Source organism: Aquimarina sp. AD10, assembly GCF_003443715.1.
GTDB lineage: Bacteria > Bacteroidota > Bacteroidia > Flavobacteriales > Flavobacteriaceae > Aquimarina > Aquimarina aggregata.
The window spans coordinates 835,173-851,931 of sequence record NZ_CP031965.1; the positions used below are offsets into that span (position 1 = coordinate 835,173).

The 16,759-nt window shown below is 31.6% G+C and carries 15 protein-coding genes; 8 read left to right on the top strand and 7 right to left on the bottom strand.

Features of this window, described 5'->3' with window-relative positions; translation table 11 throughout:
• The first annotated feature begins 84 nt into the window (after positions 1-84).
• The 3 genes from D1816_RS03505 (at position 85) to D1816_RS03515 (ending at position 3,059) form a co-directional block, all read left to right on the top strand.
• On the top strand, positions 85-996 hold the full coding sequence (locus tag D1816_RS03505; RefSeq protein ID WP_118501193.1) for a DUF4350 domain-containing protein: 912 nt from the start codon (positions 85-87) through the stop codon (positions 994-996).
• Between the two features lie 31 nt (positions 997-1,027).
• Positions 1,028-2,314 carry a nuclear transport factor 2 family protein gene (locus D1816_RS03510; RefSeq protein ID WP_118501194.1) on the top strand — a complete coding sequence of 429 codons (1,287 nt, stop codon included), beginning with the start codon at positions 1,028-1,030 and terminating at the stop codon, positions 2,312-2,314.
• Between the two features lie 118 nt (positions 2,315-2,432).
• Complete coding sequence (locus tag D1816_RS03515; protein ID WP_118501195.1) at positions 2,433-3,059, top strand: DUF6624 domain-containing protein; 627 nt, start codon at positions 2,433-2,435, stop codon at positions 3,057-3,059.
• Positions 3,060-3,072: 13 nt separating this feature from the next.
• Here the strand turns inward: D1816_RS03515 and D1816_RS03520 are convergent, their stop codons facing one another.
• The 5 genes from D1816_RS03520 to D1816_RS03540 form a co-directional block, all read right to left on the bottom strand.
• Entirely contained in the window at positions 3,073-3,786 is a 714-nt protein-coding gene (locus D1816_RS03520) for a LytTR family DNA-binding domain-containing protein (RefSeq protein ID WP_118501196.1), read from the bottom strand.
• Entirely contained in the window at positions 3,779-4,735 is a 957-nt protein-coding gene (locus D1816_RS03525) for a sensor histidine kinase (protein WP_158597731.1), read from the bottom strand. Before D1816_RS03525 ends, D1816_RS03520 begins: the two co-directional genes overlap by 8 nt.
• Positions 4,736-4,908: 173 nt before the next feature.
• On the bottom strand, positions 4,909-5,601 hold the full coding sequence (locus tag D1816_RS03530) for an FRG domain-containing protein (RefSeq protein WP_082832318.1): 693 nt from the start codon (positions 5,599-5,601) through the stop codon (positions 4,909-4,911).
• A gap of 170 nt (positions 5,602-5,771) precedes the next feature.
• Positions 5,772-6,923 carry a sorbosone dehydrogenase family protein gene (locus D1816_RS03535; RefSeq protein WP_118501198.1) on the bottom strand — a complete coding sequence of 384 codons (1,152 nt, stop codon included), beginning with the start codon at positions 6,921-6,923 and terminating at the stop codon, positions 5,772-5,774.
• Positions 6,924-7,000: 77 nt separating this feature from the next.
• A complete protein-coding gene (locus D1816_RS03540) occupies positions 7,001-7,441 on the bottom strand; it encodes an SRPBCC family protein (protein ID WP_118501199.1) in 441 nt (146 codons plus the stop codon).
• A 325-nt stretch (positions 7,442-7,766) separates the two neighbouring features.
• Between D1816_RS03540 and D1816_RS03545 the strand changes: the two genes are divergently transcribed.
• From D1816_RS03545 to D1816_RS03560, 4 genes are all read left to right on the top strand, one after another.
• Positions 7,767-10,508, top strand: a complete 2,742-nt coding sequence (locus D1816_RS03545; RefSeq protein WP_205504652.1) for a tetratricopeptide repeat protein — start codon at positions 7,767-7,769, stop codon at positions 10,506-10,508.
• A 146-nt stretch (positions 10,509-10,654) separates the two neighbouring features.
• Positions 10,655-11,389 (top strand): hypothetical protein, encoded by a 735-nt coding sequence (locus D1816_RS03550; protein WP_118501201.1) that lies wholly within the window; start codon positions 10,655-10,657, stop codon positions 11,387-11,389.
• A 273-nt stretch (positions 11,390-11,662) separates the two neighbouring features.
• Positions 11,663-13,069, top strand: coding sequence for an RICIN domain-containing protein (locus D1816_RS03555; protein ID WP_118501202.1), 1,407 nt, complete (start codon positions 11,663-11,665; stop codon positions 13,067-13,069).
• Positions 13,070-13,258: 189 nt separating this feature from the next.
• Positions 13,259-14,161, top strand: coding sequence for a hypothetical protein (locus tag D1816_RS03560; RefSeq protein WP_118501203.1), 903 nt, complete (start codon positions 13,259-13,261; stop codon positions 14,159-14,161).
• An 89-nt stretch (positions 14,162-14,250) separates the two neighbouring features.
• On the opposite strand, the gene D1816_RS03565 is transcribed toward D1816_RS03560, so the two are convergent.
• Positions 14,251-15,024, bottom strand: a complete 774-nt coding sequence (locus D1816_RS03565; protein WP_118501204.1) for a hypothetical protein — start codon at positions 15,022-15,024, stop codon at positions 14,251-14,253.
• A gap of 183 nt (positions 15,025-15,207) precedes the next feature.
• On the opposite strand from D1816_RS03565, the gene D1816_RS03570 reads away from it, so the two are divergent.
• Entirely contained in the window at positions 15,208-15,684 is a 477-nt protein-coding gene (locus tag D1816_RS03570) for a hypothetical protein (protein WP_066310442.1), read from the top strand.
• A 45-nt stretch (positions 15,685-15,729) separates the two neighbouring features.
• Here D1816_RS03570 and D1816_RS03575 read toward each other — a convergent pair whose 3' ends face one another.
• On the bottom strand, positions 15,730-16,728 hold the full coding sequence (locus D1816_RS03575; RefSeq protein WP_118501205.1) for a type IX secretion system membrane protein PorP/SprF: 999 nt from the start codon (positions 16,726-16,728) through the stop codon (positions 15,730-15,732).
• Positions 16,729-16,759: the final 31 nt, after the last annotated feature.

Genomic DNA, 16,759 nt, shown 5'->3' on the forward strand with positions numbered 1-16,759 from the left:
GTTGTTGAGCAAAAATATTTATTTGGGATACTAGATTATGATACTTTAGATGCTCTAATGTATCTGTTGATTATCTATTAAATTATGAACTCAAATTTTCTGTTTTTTATAAGTTTATTGTTTGTTACTACTGTATTTTCTCAACAAATAACCGATACTCTTTATAATCCAAAGATCTTATCTAAAGCATACCAAGATAACTCTGGTCCTTTATTGTATATAGATGAGGGGCATCATAATTTTCATACCAAAAATGATCGTTTTTCTCCTTTTTCTAAAGTTTTAACCGAAGATGGTTATCGAGTAGTTGGTTTTAATGGGAAGTTTGAAAAGCAAAAGCTAAAAGAAGTAAAAATACTTGTTATTTCTAATGCATTGGCGCCAAATAGTAGACCTCCATTTGTCACACCTACAAAAACTGCTTTTTCTAAGAATGAAATTGAGAATATAGAAGAGTGGGTTTATAAAGGAGGTTCTTTATTTCTTATAGCCGACCATATGCCATTTGCTGGTGCTTCTGCCAATCTTGCTCATATTTTTGGTTTTGAGTTTTATGATGGTTTTGTATTAGACAAAGATGATAACGGAATTTTAGATTTTTCTTTAGAAAACATGATGCTAAATAAAAATAGTATAACCAATGGTCGTAACAATATGGAGACTGTTAGGCATATAAGAACATTTACGGGTCAAGCATTCAAGATTCCTAAAAAGGCATCTTCTATTTTAAATTTGAAAAGAGAATATAAGGTGTTCATGACTGATACAATGTGGAGATTTAATAGTAAAACACCAAAATTTCCGGCTACCAACTTGTCTCAGGGAGCTATTTTAAAACATGGGAAAGGTAGAGTAGCTGTATTTGGAGAAGCAGCTATGTTTACGGCTCAAATTGCAGGAAGAAATAGAATTAAAGTAGGAATGAACTCTGATAAAGCTACCGAAAATTATCAACTACTATTAAATGTAATACACTGGTTAGATCATCTTTATTAATCAAATTATAAGTCAAAAAAAGTATACCTATATGAAACGCATCGTCGATATTACTATATGTTTTGTATTTCTTTTATTACCGTTATCGCATTTTTCGCAATCTAATAATCAAAAAGAAACAATTACAAAATATTTTAGACATTTAAGATATAATCATGTATCGCCTCATGTTCCATTAAAAGGTATTCATGAGATAAGCAAGGAAACAGCTTCTAAAACATCACACTATGTCTTTAAGTATGCTAATTCAAATAAATTAGTAGAGATTGTAAATTATAATTATCATGGCAAGAGACACCATCCTTTAGCGACTATAGGAGCTCACAAAATCGTTTTTAATTATACAGATCATGATGTTACTCGCATTTTTCTAGATATCAACGGAAATCGAATGACAAACGATAGAGCGGTGTATAAAGAAGTATATAAGTTTGATAAAAAGAAATTTATATATGCCCTGGATTTTTATGATTTAGAAGATAAACCTATGGAGTCTAATTGGAACATTACTAAATATAAATGGACGAAAACTAAAAATATGGTAATTGAGCACCGTTATAATTTAAAAGATAAACTGGTTGATATTTCTCCGTATTTTGAATTTGGAATCACTGGTATTGTATATCGTAAAGATGGCTCTCCAAAAATCAATTATAATCTCAATGAAAAGTTAGAAATACGAGAAAACTCAGTTGGAGTTGCATCATACCGAGATACTTATGACAATAATGGTAATCATATCACTTATTCTTATCATAATAAAAAAGGTGAATTAACACTAAATCCTTGGGGATATGCGGTTGCAAAACAAGAGTTTGATGAATTTGGATATCATACAATGCGCTTGCAATATGATGAAAACAATAAATTAATAAAGAAGTTCAAATACCCAAACATAAGAAAAATATCTGTTGCAAGTCCCGCTAGCGTTGAGGATACTCTCGCAATTAAAGAAATGTCATTAGGATATCTAATTGCTTTGCAGAAACTTAAACCAGAACTCATGAAACGAGTGTTTCATAAAGAATTGGCTAAAAGAACAATAGGGTATGATCGGGATAATAAAAAGCAGATCATACGCGAAACGAGTTATGATCAAATGGTATCATTTGCAGAATCCTGGAACCAATCGGGCACTAAATTTCCGCCTAAACCGAGTAATAATATTAAAATACTTGATATATACGATCATATAGCTACCGTTAAACTTTTTTCAGATAATTGGGTAGAGTATCTGCATTTAACTAAAACAAATGGGCAATGGCAAATCATTAACCTGTTATGGCAAGATAAGAATAGTAGCAGGTATGCAGATTAACACTAGCTAAAATAGCTTAGATGTAATGAGAAAAATAACAATTGAAACGCTCCCCAGATTTTATTAATTCTGTTTAAAATCTAATAATTAACAATCAAAAACGAGTAGAAACAGTACTATGAAAAGAATAATTTACTTAATCATCATTGGAATATTCATCGCGTCCTTCCAAACTAAAGCCCAAGATATACCCCAAATTAAATTAGATTCTTTAAAAATGAAACTGGAAACATTATTTATGAAGGATCAGATTTTTAGAAGGATGTATAAAGATGTTGAGAAAAGGTATGGACAAGAATCTGATGAAATTGAATATTTTTGGGAAGTGGTGGAAAAACAAGATAAAGTTTTAGAAAAAGAAGTTGTCGCCATCATCGAAAAATATGGTTGGTTAGGAATATCTCAAGTAGGTAGACTAGCCAATACTACGATATGGGGAGTCTTGCAACATGGTTCGGTAGCTTCAAAAGAGAAATATGCGCCATTATTAAAAGAATCAGTACTTCTAAAAGAATCACAACCCAAACATTATGCAAGACTAATAGATAGAATGTTAATCAATTCTGATAAGCCCCAACTATACGGAAGCCAGTTTGAATATGGTCTAGATGGTAAAGCTACCTTTTTTCCAATTAAAGATCCAGAGACTGTAAACAAGAGAAGACAGGATTTAGGACTAAACACTATCCAAGAATTTGCAAAACAAAAAGGAATTGAATTAGGAGTGGTGCTAAAGACTAAATAAGGGTATTTGCATATTACCTCCAACCTTTTTTTCCAGTTAGATATATTTTTTTCATAGCATTTTCTCGATAGCTACGTCCGATCGGTATAGAATGTTCTTCAATAGTTAACATATTACCTTCTATTGCGTTTACATATTGATAATTGATAACGAACGATTTATGTATTTGGACAAAATGAGTATCTGGTAATAAGGCTAATACTCCTGAAAGTGTTTGATAGGTTACAAAGGATCTATCTTTTAAAACTACTTTTATATAATCTTTTAAACTTTCTATAAACAGAATATCTATGTAATGTACTTTGATTTTTTTGTTTTCAACTTTAAAAAAAGCAGCATTTGTATCTTCTATTAGTTGTGTCGTAGTATTTGTTCTTTCTTTTATCTTTTCTATTGCCTGTACAAACCTGTAGAAAGGAATGGGTTTAACAAGATAATCTACAGCATTTAACTCAAATCCATCAACTGCATAATGCCTGTGCGCAGTAGTAAAGATGACAGTGGGAGGGTGAGAAAGTGCTTTTAAAAAATTGATACCATCCAGTATAGGCATTTGTATATCAAGAAATATCAGGTCGACTGATTCATTGTTAAGAAATTTGATTGCAGATAAAGCATCATCAAACCTCCCAACTTCTGCCAAAAAGTCTAATCGTCCAATATAATCAGAGATCACATCCTGTGCCAATGGCTCATCATCAACAATAATACACTTTATCTTATTCATTTAACTCGATGGTTAGATCAGTATAAAACTTTTTTTCTCTTTCTTCTAATTTAAAGATATGCTTTTGGGGATAGATAATTTCTAATCTTTTAGACAAGTTTTTAACACCAATACCATGTTTGTTATCTGACTTAATAGTATTGCCTACAGGGTTTATAGTACTGATGTAGATTTTGCCTTTATCTACTTGTATTCTTATTTTTATGTTGATATTTCCTCTTTCATTAAGAGAACAATGTTTAAAAGCATTTTCTGCAAGTGGAATAATAATCATTGGTGGTATCATCACTGTATTAAAATCACCTATCATTTCCAAAGTAAGATCAAGACGGTTTCCAAAACGTAGTTTTTCTAATTCGATATAATCATTAAGATGATGGATTTCTTTTTCTAAAGAAATTTTATCTTCTGTACCATCATATAACATATAAGATAATAAATTAGAAAGCTGCAGTAGCGCTTCTGGTGTTTTTTTAGATCCCTTTAATGCTAGTGAATATAGATTGTTAAGTGTGTTAAAAAGAAAATGAGGGTTCATCTGTGACTTTAAGAAATTTAACTCACTAATTTTTTGTTCTTTCTTTATTCGTTCTAAATTCACCTTATTTTGATAATAATCTCTTAAAATTTTAATTGCGGTAGGTGGTCCAAACCATAACAATATACTTCTTGCTAAACCTAATACCCTTGGAAAAGACATGAAATTCTCAGGAAGATCTGTAATCTCAAGAAAAACGGGAAAAACTACATGGTAGTTTAAAAGACGTACTAGATAAGCATTAAGCAATACAAGTGGAAGGAAAAAAGCAAAGTAATACAAATAGCGTTTTGTAGTAATATATTTAGGCCATAGGTAATACATATGTATGTAGTAGAAGGGAATTTCTAAACCACATCCAAGATAATTAAACAATGCTCTTTTAAACGGAAGACCGTATATGACATCCATTAATACCCAAATAAAAAGATAAAATATCCAAAATATAGTATGTGTTACAACCCTGTTTTTTTGTAATACTTTAATAATCATGTTTGTATTAATGGAAAATAAATAGGTAATATCGTTAATTAAGTTATCTATTACTAGGCTTTTCTCTAAACGACATGGATTTCTCGATGAAATTAAAACATTTTAGTTTCCAACCATTTCAGGTCTCTAGCAACACCATCTAGGCCTGGATAAATTAATCGCTGATTAATTCCATATTTAAATAATGTCTTTTTAATAGTAGATTTTAGTTGTTTAGGGATGACGACTTTTTTAAGTTTATCATGCTCAAAAGGAGTGTCAGGAGTGTTATGAACAGTAAACAATCCTGCTTGATTTTGAATTCTGGCAGAAATATAAGGAGGTCTGTATTTAAATACTTTATCTAACTTATAAGGATTTGTTTTATCAGGTATTTGGATGGTTGAACATCCAGATAGTATATAAATAGCAGCATCGTTAATAGGAGTAGATTCTACAGCAAAATAAGTAGATACTAGTGGGTTATATGTCCAATCTAGTAGGCGAGTGGGTAATCCATAGTGCTGTGCCACGGCTAGCCATTCTAACTCATTATTAGGCTTATGTTCAAGATAAGGGATAGAAGATTCTTTGAACAATTTTATTAGTCGAGCTTCTAAACGCTCTATAGGTTTACCCATAGCAGATTCACAACGCCCCAATGAAGTAATAAGCTCGTATGATGTATTCGAAACGCCCCTGTAAACAAAGTTTTGCCCTGCTTTTTGACTTTCAAAGGCCTCTAATAATTCGTCAAATTTTTTAATCTCTATTATTTCCATAACTAGTTTCCATAAAGGTATCATTTTTTAAGAATTCCGAATATAGATTTTGTATGAAGTTTATGTAGTTTCAGTATTTTTTTTAATAGATTTCATTATCAAATGTGTATAAAAATAATAGCTCCAAGTTTTAACTTAGAGCTATATAAAGCTATATTCATAAACAAGCTTTAATTTTTTATTAAAACTAATTTTTACTCAATTTTATTGATCTCTATAATGCTATGTGTATTGCTGTTATCTTGATAAGAAGTACCGTTTGTGGCAATAAAAACCCGTCCAGAAGGAGAAATAGCGATATCTCTAAGACGCCCGTATTTACGATCAAAAAAGGTTTCTTCGTTTATAACCTCGGTACCATCGGCATTTAATGTAAGTGCAATAACTTGTTGTTCCTTTAATACAGTCATGACCAATTTATTTTTCCATTCAGGAATACGATCACTAGTATAATATATCAAATCCGACGGTGCAATTGTAGGTGTCCAGTTATATATTGATTCGACTGTTGTGGTAGTATTAGCAAAAGCTTCTTCATTGGGAGTATCGATTACTCCACGAATATCAGGCCAACCATAATTTTTACCAGCTTCAATTCGGTTTATTTCGTCATCAGAGCTAGGTCCGTGTTCGGATATATACAAACTACCATTAGGATGAAGGACTAGGCCCTGAGCATTTCTATGGCCATAACTGTAGACATAACTACCTGGCGTTGGATTATCATTTGGGATACTACCATCTAAGTTTAATCTAAGGATCTTACCTGCCAAGGAGCTCATGTCTTGAGAAGAGTTCGCACTACCGGCATCTCCAGTGGTCATGATTAAATGTTCATCTGGCGTGATAAGTAGGCGAGAACCATTATGAATAGAATTTGCAGGAATATTATCCAACAATGTCGTCTCGTTAGAAAGCGCATTGTTTTCATATCGATATCGAACTAATCTTTCTAGCAAACCACTTGTGCCATTATCATATGTATATACTACATAAACAAACGGATTAGTATTAAAATCTGGATGATGTACCATTCCTAATAAACCACTTTCCTGTACTTGAGCGACACTTGTAATTTCCATTACTTCGGTTTGTTTTCCAGAATCGGGATCGATACGACTAATCTTTCCATTTCGTTCTGTTAGCCATAAAAAATCGTCAGGTCCCCAAATAAGTTCCCAAGGAACATTTAATGTGTTTATTAATGTGGTAACTGCTTCTACAGGTTCACCACCACCATCTGGGTCTGGGTCTGGATCGGGGTTTGTGCTATTGTCACTATCAGAACAATAAAATAATAGTGATGATATAAATATAATCCCAGTTATTTTAAATATTTTCTTCATGATACGCTATTTGGTTACGTGAAACTATCTTATAATAACTCAATAGTCTATGAATTTATTTCATAAGAAACCTTGTTTTATTGTTGCTCTGCGAAGGTCTTAAAATTTTTCATCCACCGTTCACCTGGTTTGCGATACATACTAGGAAATAGAATAGCAATGAGTTTGGGCATTACCCAATTAATCCGAGTATATTCAACTTCAGTTTCATACCTCGTTTGTTTATCACTTAAAGCAGTAAATGTTGTTTTCATAGTATTATCCATATGTTTATGGTGATAGAAAGCTTCAAAAGTATGGGGTAAACGATTGGCAATAATGGTTTCTGTTAGTTCCATCTCATGTTTATCACTTTTATAGTACAACTTAGAAACAGCACCATCTTGTCCTTCAGTTCCTTTTATCAATTCTTTTTTCTGAAACCCATCCTGATATTTTACAAGATTTTTAGAATCAGCAAAAAGAGCAGTAACAATTGCCAAGGGTTGATTAATATCTATAGATCCTTTATATTTCATGATAAAGCGATTTACTATTCTATTGCTTAAAATACGGATTTTTAATGTAACTACAATTTTAAAGAATAAAGGACCTCTTTATTTTTATAGATATGATTATACAGTTATCCAATAAAAAAGTAAAATTCTAAATTAGTTCTGCTAGACTATACTTGTTTAGACATATCCTTTTGTCTAAATTTATATGATATAAATAAAGAATGGATTCTTAATTATTTGATACTATTTTCTTATGAAACAAATCCTTTTCTCAATATTTTTGGTATCTCATTCCATATTATTTTCCCAATCAGAAATTGATAGTCTTCTTAATTCGTTATCAACTATGAAAGAAGATACCACAAAAGTAAACAAGTATCTTACCCTATGGGAAAAGTATAAAAGAATAGATCAAAATAGCGCATTAAATTTTGCTATTGAAGCAGAAAAACTATCTAAAAAACTAAAATTTAAAGATGGTCTAGGTGAAGCAAAATATAGAAGAGGTGTAATCTTGAGAGATAAAGGACTAAATGTCGAATCACAGAAGTATTTAGAGGAAGCCTTATCTATATTTTCAGAACTAGATGATCTTCGTACAATAGGTTTTGTGAAAATAGATTTAGGTAAACTTAAGCAAAATCAATCTAAGCATAAAGAAGCATTATCCCTTTATTTAGAAGTTCTTCCGATAGCAAAAAAAAATAACGATAAAAATACAGAGGCGAGAATATACAATTACATTGCGGCCATTTATGCGACTCAAAAACAATATGTCGAGGGAATTAAAAATTATGAACATGCTCTTAAATTAGTAAGAGAAATTAATCATTTACCAGGTATTTCGGCTTGTCTGCTAAATTTAGGAACTGTATACGCTACTATTTTAGAAAATGATAAAGCACTACCTTATTTTAAGGAGTCTTTGGCAATAAAAGAAAGCATAGGAGATAAATTAGGTGCGAGTAGAATTTGGTATAAACTTGCAATGATTTATCTCGAAAAAAAACAATACAATTTAGCAGAAAATAACATTAAAAAAGCCTATGATTTAGTGATTGCGGTAGACCATCCTAACCATTTTTTTGATGTGCAATATGGTATGGCTTTGATTTTCTTAGAAAAAGGAGAACACAATAGAAGTATTGACATTGCAAAAAAGATTTTATCTAATGCCAAAGCTTCAAAATACACAACACTTTCTATACGAGTTCATAGACTATTACACAAAGCATATAATCAAAAAAAAGAACATAAAAAGGCATATAATTATGCCCTAAAAGTAATTGCTATATCAGATAGTTTATATAATCAAAATATACTTTCTGTTACGAATGATATGGAAGCCAAATATCAAAATGAACAAAAAGCTACAGAAATTGCTTTGTTGGCCTCAGAAAATAAATCAAAAACAATCACTCTTGCAAAACAAAAGAGTGAACGTAATGCGATTATTGCTTTTTCTATTATAATACTACTATTGGCTATGTTACTCTTTAGTCAATATCGTCTTAAACAAAAAAGTAACGATAAATTAAAAGAATTAGATCGTTTAAAATCGAATTTTTTTGCTAATATTTCTCATGAGTTTCGTACACCTTTAACACTTATAAAAGGACCCATAGAAAAATTAGAAAAGGATCCTAATACACCCTTAAGTATTGAAAGCGTTAAAATGATAAAGCGTAACTCAAATCGATTACTAAACTTAGTAAATCAATTGTTAGAACTTTCTAAACTAGACGCCGGTAGTTTGAAACTGGAGCTTAAAGAAGGTAATGTTTACAAATGTTTACGCGTTGCAGCTACATCGTTTGATTCTCATGCTGAACAGCGAAATATCTATTTTAAAATAAGTATTCCTGATACTGTTTTATGGGCATTATTTGATAGAGATAAACTCGAAAAAATTATCTACAACCTGTTAAGCAATGCGTTTAAATTTAGTGAGGATAGTTCGGTAATTGTCTGCAAAGTAGATTGTATAGATACATCTTTACGAATAGAAGTAATCGATTCTGGTTGTGGTATTGCTAAAGAGAATATACCTTTCATATTTGATCGATTTTATCAAGTAGATAGCAGTACAACCAAAGAAAGAGAAGGATCGGGGATAGGGTTATCATTATCCAAAGATCTAGTTACTTTAATGGGTGGAACTATACTATGTACAAGTGAAATTAATCAAGGGTCTTGCTTTACCGTAACTATTCCTATTCATGAAATTAAAGTGAAAACAAAAATAGATGTAACATCATCAAATGAGATGATCATTACTGATACTAAGATCGAGACATTTGAATTTCACAAACATGATAGTAGAGATATCCCTACAATTCTTGTCATAGAAGATAATTTGGATATGAATGAGTTTATTACACAAGAACTTATTAAGAAATATAAAATTGTACAAGCTACAAATGGCAAAGATGGTTGGCAAAAAGCATTATCTAACCCTCCTGATCTTATTATTACGGACTTAATGATGCCTGGGATAGATGGTATAGAATTATGTGCAAAAGTAAAAACAGAGATACATACAAGTCATATACCTGTAATTATGCTTACTGCAAAAGCGGGATTAGATAATAAAATTGAAGGGCTTGAGACCGGGGCTGATGATTACTTAACAAAACCTTTTGATGTGCACGAATTACAAACCCGAGTAGATAACCTAATTAAACAACGTCAAAAATTAAGACATCTTTTTAGAAATACAACAAGGCAGATAGATCCTAAAAAAATAACAGTTACTTCTTTAGATCAGAAATTTTTAGAAGAAGTATTATCTCTATTTGAGGCTAATTTTTCGGATCCAAGTTTTGGTGTTCCCGAAATGCAAAAGGCTTTAGGAATGAGTAAAACTCAGCTGCATTCTAAATTGAAAGTACTTACAAACGAATCACCAGGGCAATTACTTCGTAATTTCCGCCTTAAAATTGCAGAACAATTATTATCTCAAAAAGAAGATAATATAACTCAGATTGCGTACAAGGTTGGATTTAACAATCTATCCTATTTTGCTAAATGTTTTAAAGAACGTTACGCTGTTGTTCCTTCAGCATATTATATACATAAAACAAAATAAAACGAATTAATTCTTTAGTAATTAGTGAATTAATTGGTGATTTAGAACTATGTTGTTACAATTTAGAACTCTAGTTGTAGTATAAAGAGTAACAAGATACTAGCTTTGAAGTAAGCAAAAACAAATCAACTTAAATTCTAAATTTTATGTCAACTTTAATATCTCTTAAATCTTCTTTGATAGTACTAACTCTAATTCTCTTAGTTTCTATATTTATATATTCACGAATAAGAAATGCAAAGAAGAAAAAAAACAGAAATACTAATTTCGGAAATGATACCTTGGATTATGATGAAAGCAAGTTTGAACTTATATCTCCCCAAATTCACAATTATCATAATGCTAATGATACTAATGGAGCTGATAAATGGAATAGTGATATAGCCACCTATTTAAAAAATAATGACCTGCAAATACCTGGAACAATATACGAATGGTTTTATAGAATTGCCATTGGTACAGGTGATAAACCAAATGGTGAGAGTAGAGATAATATCAATGCATTTATAAGTTTAAACACAAATAAAGGTACAATACATCACAAAATCAATCTTGAGAACACACATCGAAAGGGAATAGATAATTACTTTATTAAAGTACTATCTGTAGATAAAATAGAATGGGTAGAAATAAAAAGTGCTTTCTTTAAGATAGATGGGGATATAAGGCATCCTGATGACTGGTTTATGGAATCTGTAGATATTTCATTATGCCCATTAGATCAAACACAATCTACTGATAAAAATAGTTACTCTTACATAAAATTAAAACCAAATACATGGTTAGCAGATCAAAGTGATACCATACCCAATAGATATCACACAGGTAACGTTGGTAAGGGTAGATTAACTTTTGTAAATGGTCAGTTTTTCCCTTTGTAAATCATTAATATAAAAAAAGGGATTTTAATATTCCTTTTGAAATTTTAAAATTCTATCCTTGAAACAAAAGCGATAGTGATCAACTATGCATATGTTTTCCTGAAATAATATGGCTTAAATTCTATACACAGTACCCATTTACATTACCCATTAGTATCTAACATAGTAGCCTAATGACTATCATGCTATAGTTAGTGTTGCAAAATAATTAATCAATAAATAAAAGAACTCAAGATGAGTTGAAATATGTACTAATAATCTAAATCAAATATTATGATAAAAATATCTTTAGAAAAAATCAAATGTAATGAGGAAACCAATGAGGTAGGATCAGATGAACCTTATGTTTTAGTAACAGCCGTAGATTATTCAACTACACCTCCTGCTTTTGAAGTAGTTAGATATGGTCCATTTAACGATGTAGATCAAGGAGAAACCCATAAAGTATTGCCTAATTCACCAGTTTTTTGGGGTTTAAATAATAAGGAAGCACAACTTACAAATTCAAACGATGCTGTTTTTATAGTAGCATTGATGGAAAATGATGATGGAGATGCAGAGACTTTGCGGGGAATTGTTAAAGGAATTGTTGCTTCATCTGTCTTAGGAAGCCTTAACTTTAGTCGAGCAGAGAGAGTTTCTAAACTCATAAATGATATTAATTCGGCGACAGGAACACCTACAGGTGCTCCAAATTTTGATGATAGGGTGGGCAAACCTAAAGAACTACGTTTTACAAATCAAGAATTACTATTAGCACACAGTATTTTTAGTATTAAAAAAGAAATGATATTTGTAGGAGATGGAGGGGTATACACATTAACCTTTGAGGCACAAAACCCAAAGAGTGCTATTGGAAATAGAAGTGGATTTAAAATTATACAAGCCAGTAGTAATCGATTTTTTGATGCTCATACATCAGCAGCTAACGATTTTTCTTTAGTCACTCGTACGGCGCAAAACAATAACACACAACTTTGGGGATTAAAATTAGTAGGTGCTGTATATACCATTCAGCAAAAAAGTAATGGTAGATTTATAGATGCTCATGTATCATCAAATAACGATTTTTCTGTCGTTACCCGTACCGCTCAAAATAATGATACGCAACGATGGGTGATTATGCCAAGTACAAATGGTACATCAACTATACAACAATTATATAACGGCCGATTTATAGATGCTCATACATCAGCAGCTAACGATTTTTCTTTAGTCACTCGTACTGCACAAAATAATGATACACAACGGTGGGTCATAAGAAATATAGGTAGTAACAACTATACTATAAAACAAAAAAGTAGTAACAGATTTGTAGATGCGCATGAAGCATCTAGTCATGATTTTTCTGTAGTAACACGCACCGCACAGAGTAATAATACACAACGTTGGATTCTAACTCAAGTAGGAGGTGTATATACTATTCGACAAAAAGCTAATGGGCGGTATGTGGATGCTCATGTATCATCAAACAATGATTTTTCTGTGGTAACACGCACCGCTCAGAATAATGATACACAACGATGGGTAATTATACCAAATATAAATGGTACATCAACTATACAACAATTGTATAATGGTAGGTTTGTAGATGCTCATGTCGTATCTAGTAAAGACTTTTCTATAGTCACACGTACAGCACAAAATAACGATACCCAAAGATGGATTATTACTATATAAAAACTTGGTATTGTAATTAAGACATCTCTCTTCTCGGTGTGGTGTAACAATTATTACATTTTTCAAAAACATATAAAACTATACTGTTTGAGGTTAACCACTCTTAAAACAGAGTTTGTTTTGTTAACAATAACCAGTAACATTTAATTATAACTAATATCAATTCTTTAAATCCAAAAAACAGAAATCATGAAAAAATTATCAATCGCATTATTACACTTTATACTTTTGACAGTAATCATCTCTTGTGAAAAAGATTCTATCGAAAATCAAGAACTTTACGAGTTTAAAAAAGCAAAGGAATCTATAAGCATATCAAATACAATAAAAGCTAATACGGGAAACATATTTGGCGTAAGTCTTAATAAGAAAGATATTTTCAGATACAATAATTCACCTAATAATTGGTCTAAAATTGGCGGAGCTGGTGCAGACTGGGTATGGGCAAATGGGAAATTATATGGGTTGTCATCAAACAAAAGTGGTGTATATGAATATACCGGAGTAGGGCAAAATTGGCGTAAAATAGGTGGACCCGCCAGTAGAATATTTGGAGGTGACTTTTTACTCGCTACAAACCCAAATACCGGCGATATTTATCAATTTAAGAATAACAATTGGTCCAAAATCGGGGGAGCTGGTGCCGATTGGGTTTGGGCTAACGGAAAATTGTATGGACTATCATCTAACAAAAGCGCAGTATATGAATATACTGGATTAGGACAAAACTGGAATAGAGTCGGAGGACCGGCTAGCAGAATATTTGGAGGTGATTTTTTACTTGCTACAAATCCTAATTCTGGGGATATCTATCAATTTAAGAATACTAATTGGACAAAAATTGGTGGACCTGGTGCTGATTGGGTTTGGGCAAATGGAAAACTGTATGGATTATCATCTAATAGAAATGCCGTATATGAATATACTGGTGTAGGTCAAAATTGGAATAGAGTTGGAGGAGCTGCAAAAAGAATATATGGAGGAGTTGTTCTTTGTGCCACAAACCCAAGTTCTGGTGATATCTATCAATTTAAGAACAATGTATGGGGTAAAATTGGAGGGCCAGGAAATAAGTTTATTATAAGAAGATAATTTCTTAGATAGTATTAAATCAAAAGGCTGTTTTTTAAAAGACAGTCTTTTTTTATTTAAACAGTTATTAGAAGATATACCAATAACGATTAATTGCGGGGTAAGGTTATTTTCTTAACCACTTCTGTAAAAAAAGTAATATCTAAATTATCAAGATACATTAAGTACACCGATTCTCCTTGACTATCATTTGTACTGTATATTCTAGAGAGTGACCCAGGCATCTCTCCTGTAATAGTAGTAGCAAAGGTATAGGCAGATAAAAAAGCACCTAACCTAGAAGGGTGAGTGCCATCAGCATCATACAATTTAATAGTTGGTCGCAATTGCTTCGCTAATTCCCAAGCGCGACCTACAGGAACAATTGTAGCTTCATTTGCAGTAGCTACTTCTTCATATACTTTAGCAATGGTTTCTTGATGTTGTGGAACTTTTTCTCTTGCCCAGGTTTGATATAAATAGGGTTTAGCACCCTTATCTTTAATTAAATCACAAAACAGTTTGGCGTATTTACGAATGCTATCAGATTCATATATCGTCCCTAAGCTCCATTCTTGAAGTACTACAATATCAAATTTATTTTTTTTGATGATCTCTTTCGTTTTTAACCCCCTGTTACCAAGCCAGTGATCTCTTAATTTCGCACCACCAATAACACTTTTCTTAGTAATTAGTTTTGTTTGTAAACTATCCGAAATTATAGATGTGATTTGCGGTATGTTTTCTACATATGTATAACTATTTCCAACAAATAATACTTTAAGTGTCTTTTTTTTGCTTTGTGCCAGTACTGATGAACCAAAACTCAAAAATACTAGTAGTAGGGTGGTAAATATAGAGTTAGATAAGTGACGTATTTTCATTTGTATTTTGATTTGTCTTAATAAAGATAATGTTTGAAATAGCTTAATGTGAGCGTTATAAATATAATACTAATTTTTAGTCGTAAAGAGGTTCCAAAAAAAACAAAAGATTTGCAATACTAACGCAACCTTTTTTAAGGTATATAATCTATATAATATATTGATCGTATTAAAATATACATGATGAGAAAACTTGCTATCTATATATTCATCTTATATTCCTTCTTAAACTGCGGAAATGATAGCACTAAGGATACCTTAGTATCAAATGGAAATATACTAAATGGAAATAGCCGAGATTGTAAAAACATTATTGTAAACGAGTCTTTGTATAGTGCGGCTTTAGTAGATGATTTTAAAATCAATAAAGCCTTAATTGAAGATGATTTTTTAAAACTGGATGTACAGTATGGGGGAGGTTGCGGAACCACAAATTTTGAACTTCTTACGACACATTTGTTTTTAGAATCTGATCCTGTTCAATTAGAGGTAATCGTATCATTTGAAGATAATGATTCTTGCGAAGCTTTAATACAAGAACAAGTTTGTTTTGATCTTTCAGCACTTGCAAAAATTTATAAAGATAGCTATCAAACTAACAGCGGGACTATTATTCTTAGATTTGGTTCCAAAAACTCAAATTTAAGGTATGATTTTTAAAGTCTAAATTATATACTTATTTATTATCAAAATAAGATGTCAAATCTAATTCACAGCAGGACAGTAACAAGCATATCGTTTTTTTCTACAAGAGAAATCAATTCCTAAAGTTATTTGATGAAAGCCTCCGTTATTAAAAGTCACAGGGTTCGATTGATAAGAATAAGTATAGGCAAAAACATACTTGCCATAGTTAACTCCGACAAAAGGAGTGATATAATTTAGTTTTTGTGTTTTCAGTTCAGCACCATCTACAAAATCAATATCATCAAGACTCGTTCTATACGATAGACCTCCCCAGATTTTACCCACACTTACATTGCGATAAAATTTAATATTGAAATCAACAGAGGATTGTTTCACTCCATCTCTATAAGAATAGAGCAAAGAGGGTTCAAAAGACCAGTCTTTATTTCCTCTTTCAAAAACATAACCTACAGACACCAATAAATTTCTGAGGTTAGTTGCGGGTTGTAAATCAGAATTAATCCCAGAGTTTTCTAGAACGTTTTTCATTGTTACATGTGTATAGAAATTATAGAGGTTGTATGACATACCAAAGTCTATATTAAATTCTGCAGAACTTAAGGAACCATTTGATATTAGTGGGTCTCCGTTAGGAATAAAACTACTTTGGTCAAGTCTATACTGTATTACTCCGGCACTTAAGCCAAAGGATAACATATTTAAATCTACTTCACTTCTCGAAAACATCAAATGATGTGCATATGTGAGATAACCTCCTGTTTGAGAAAAGAATCCATTTTTATCGTTGTATGCTGTTGCCCCTATAGCAGATTGATCATTTATTCTACCATTATATGCTGCCGTAAAAAGTCCAGGAGTATCTTCTTCGCCAACCCAATTTCTTCTGCCTGTTAAGCGTACCTGAGAACACTGTGATGCTCCGGCCATAGAGGGGTGAATAAGATAATAGTTATCTGTAAGGTAATCTGAGTATATAGGTAATCCCTCTTGGGCATAATTACTATGTATAGATACTACTATAAATATACCGATAAGGAGAATGTCTTTAATTTTCATGTGAATACTATTGATATAAAATATTGATGCC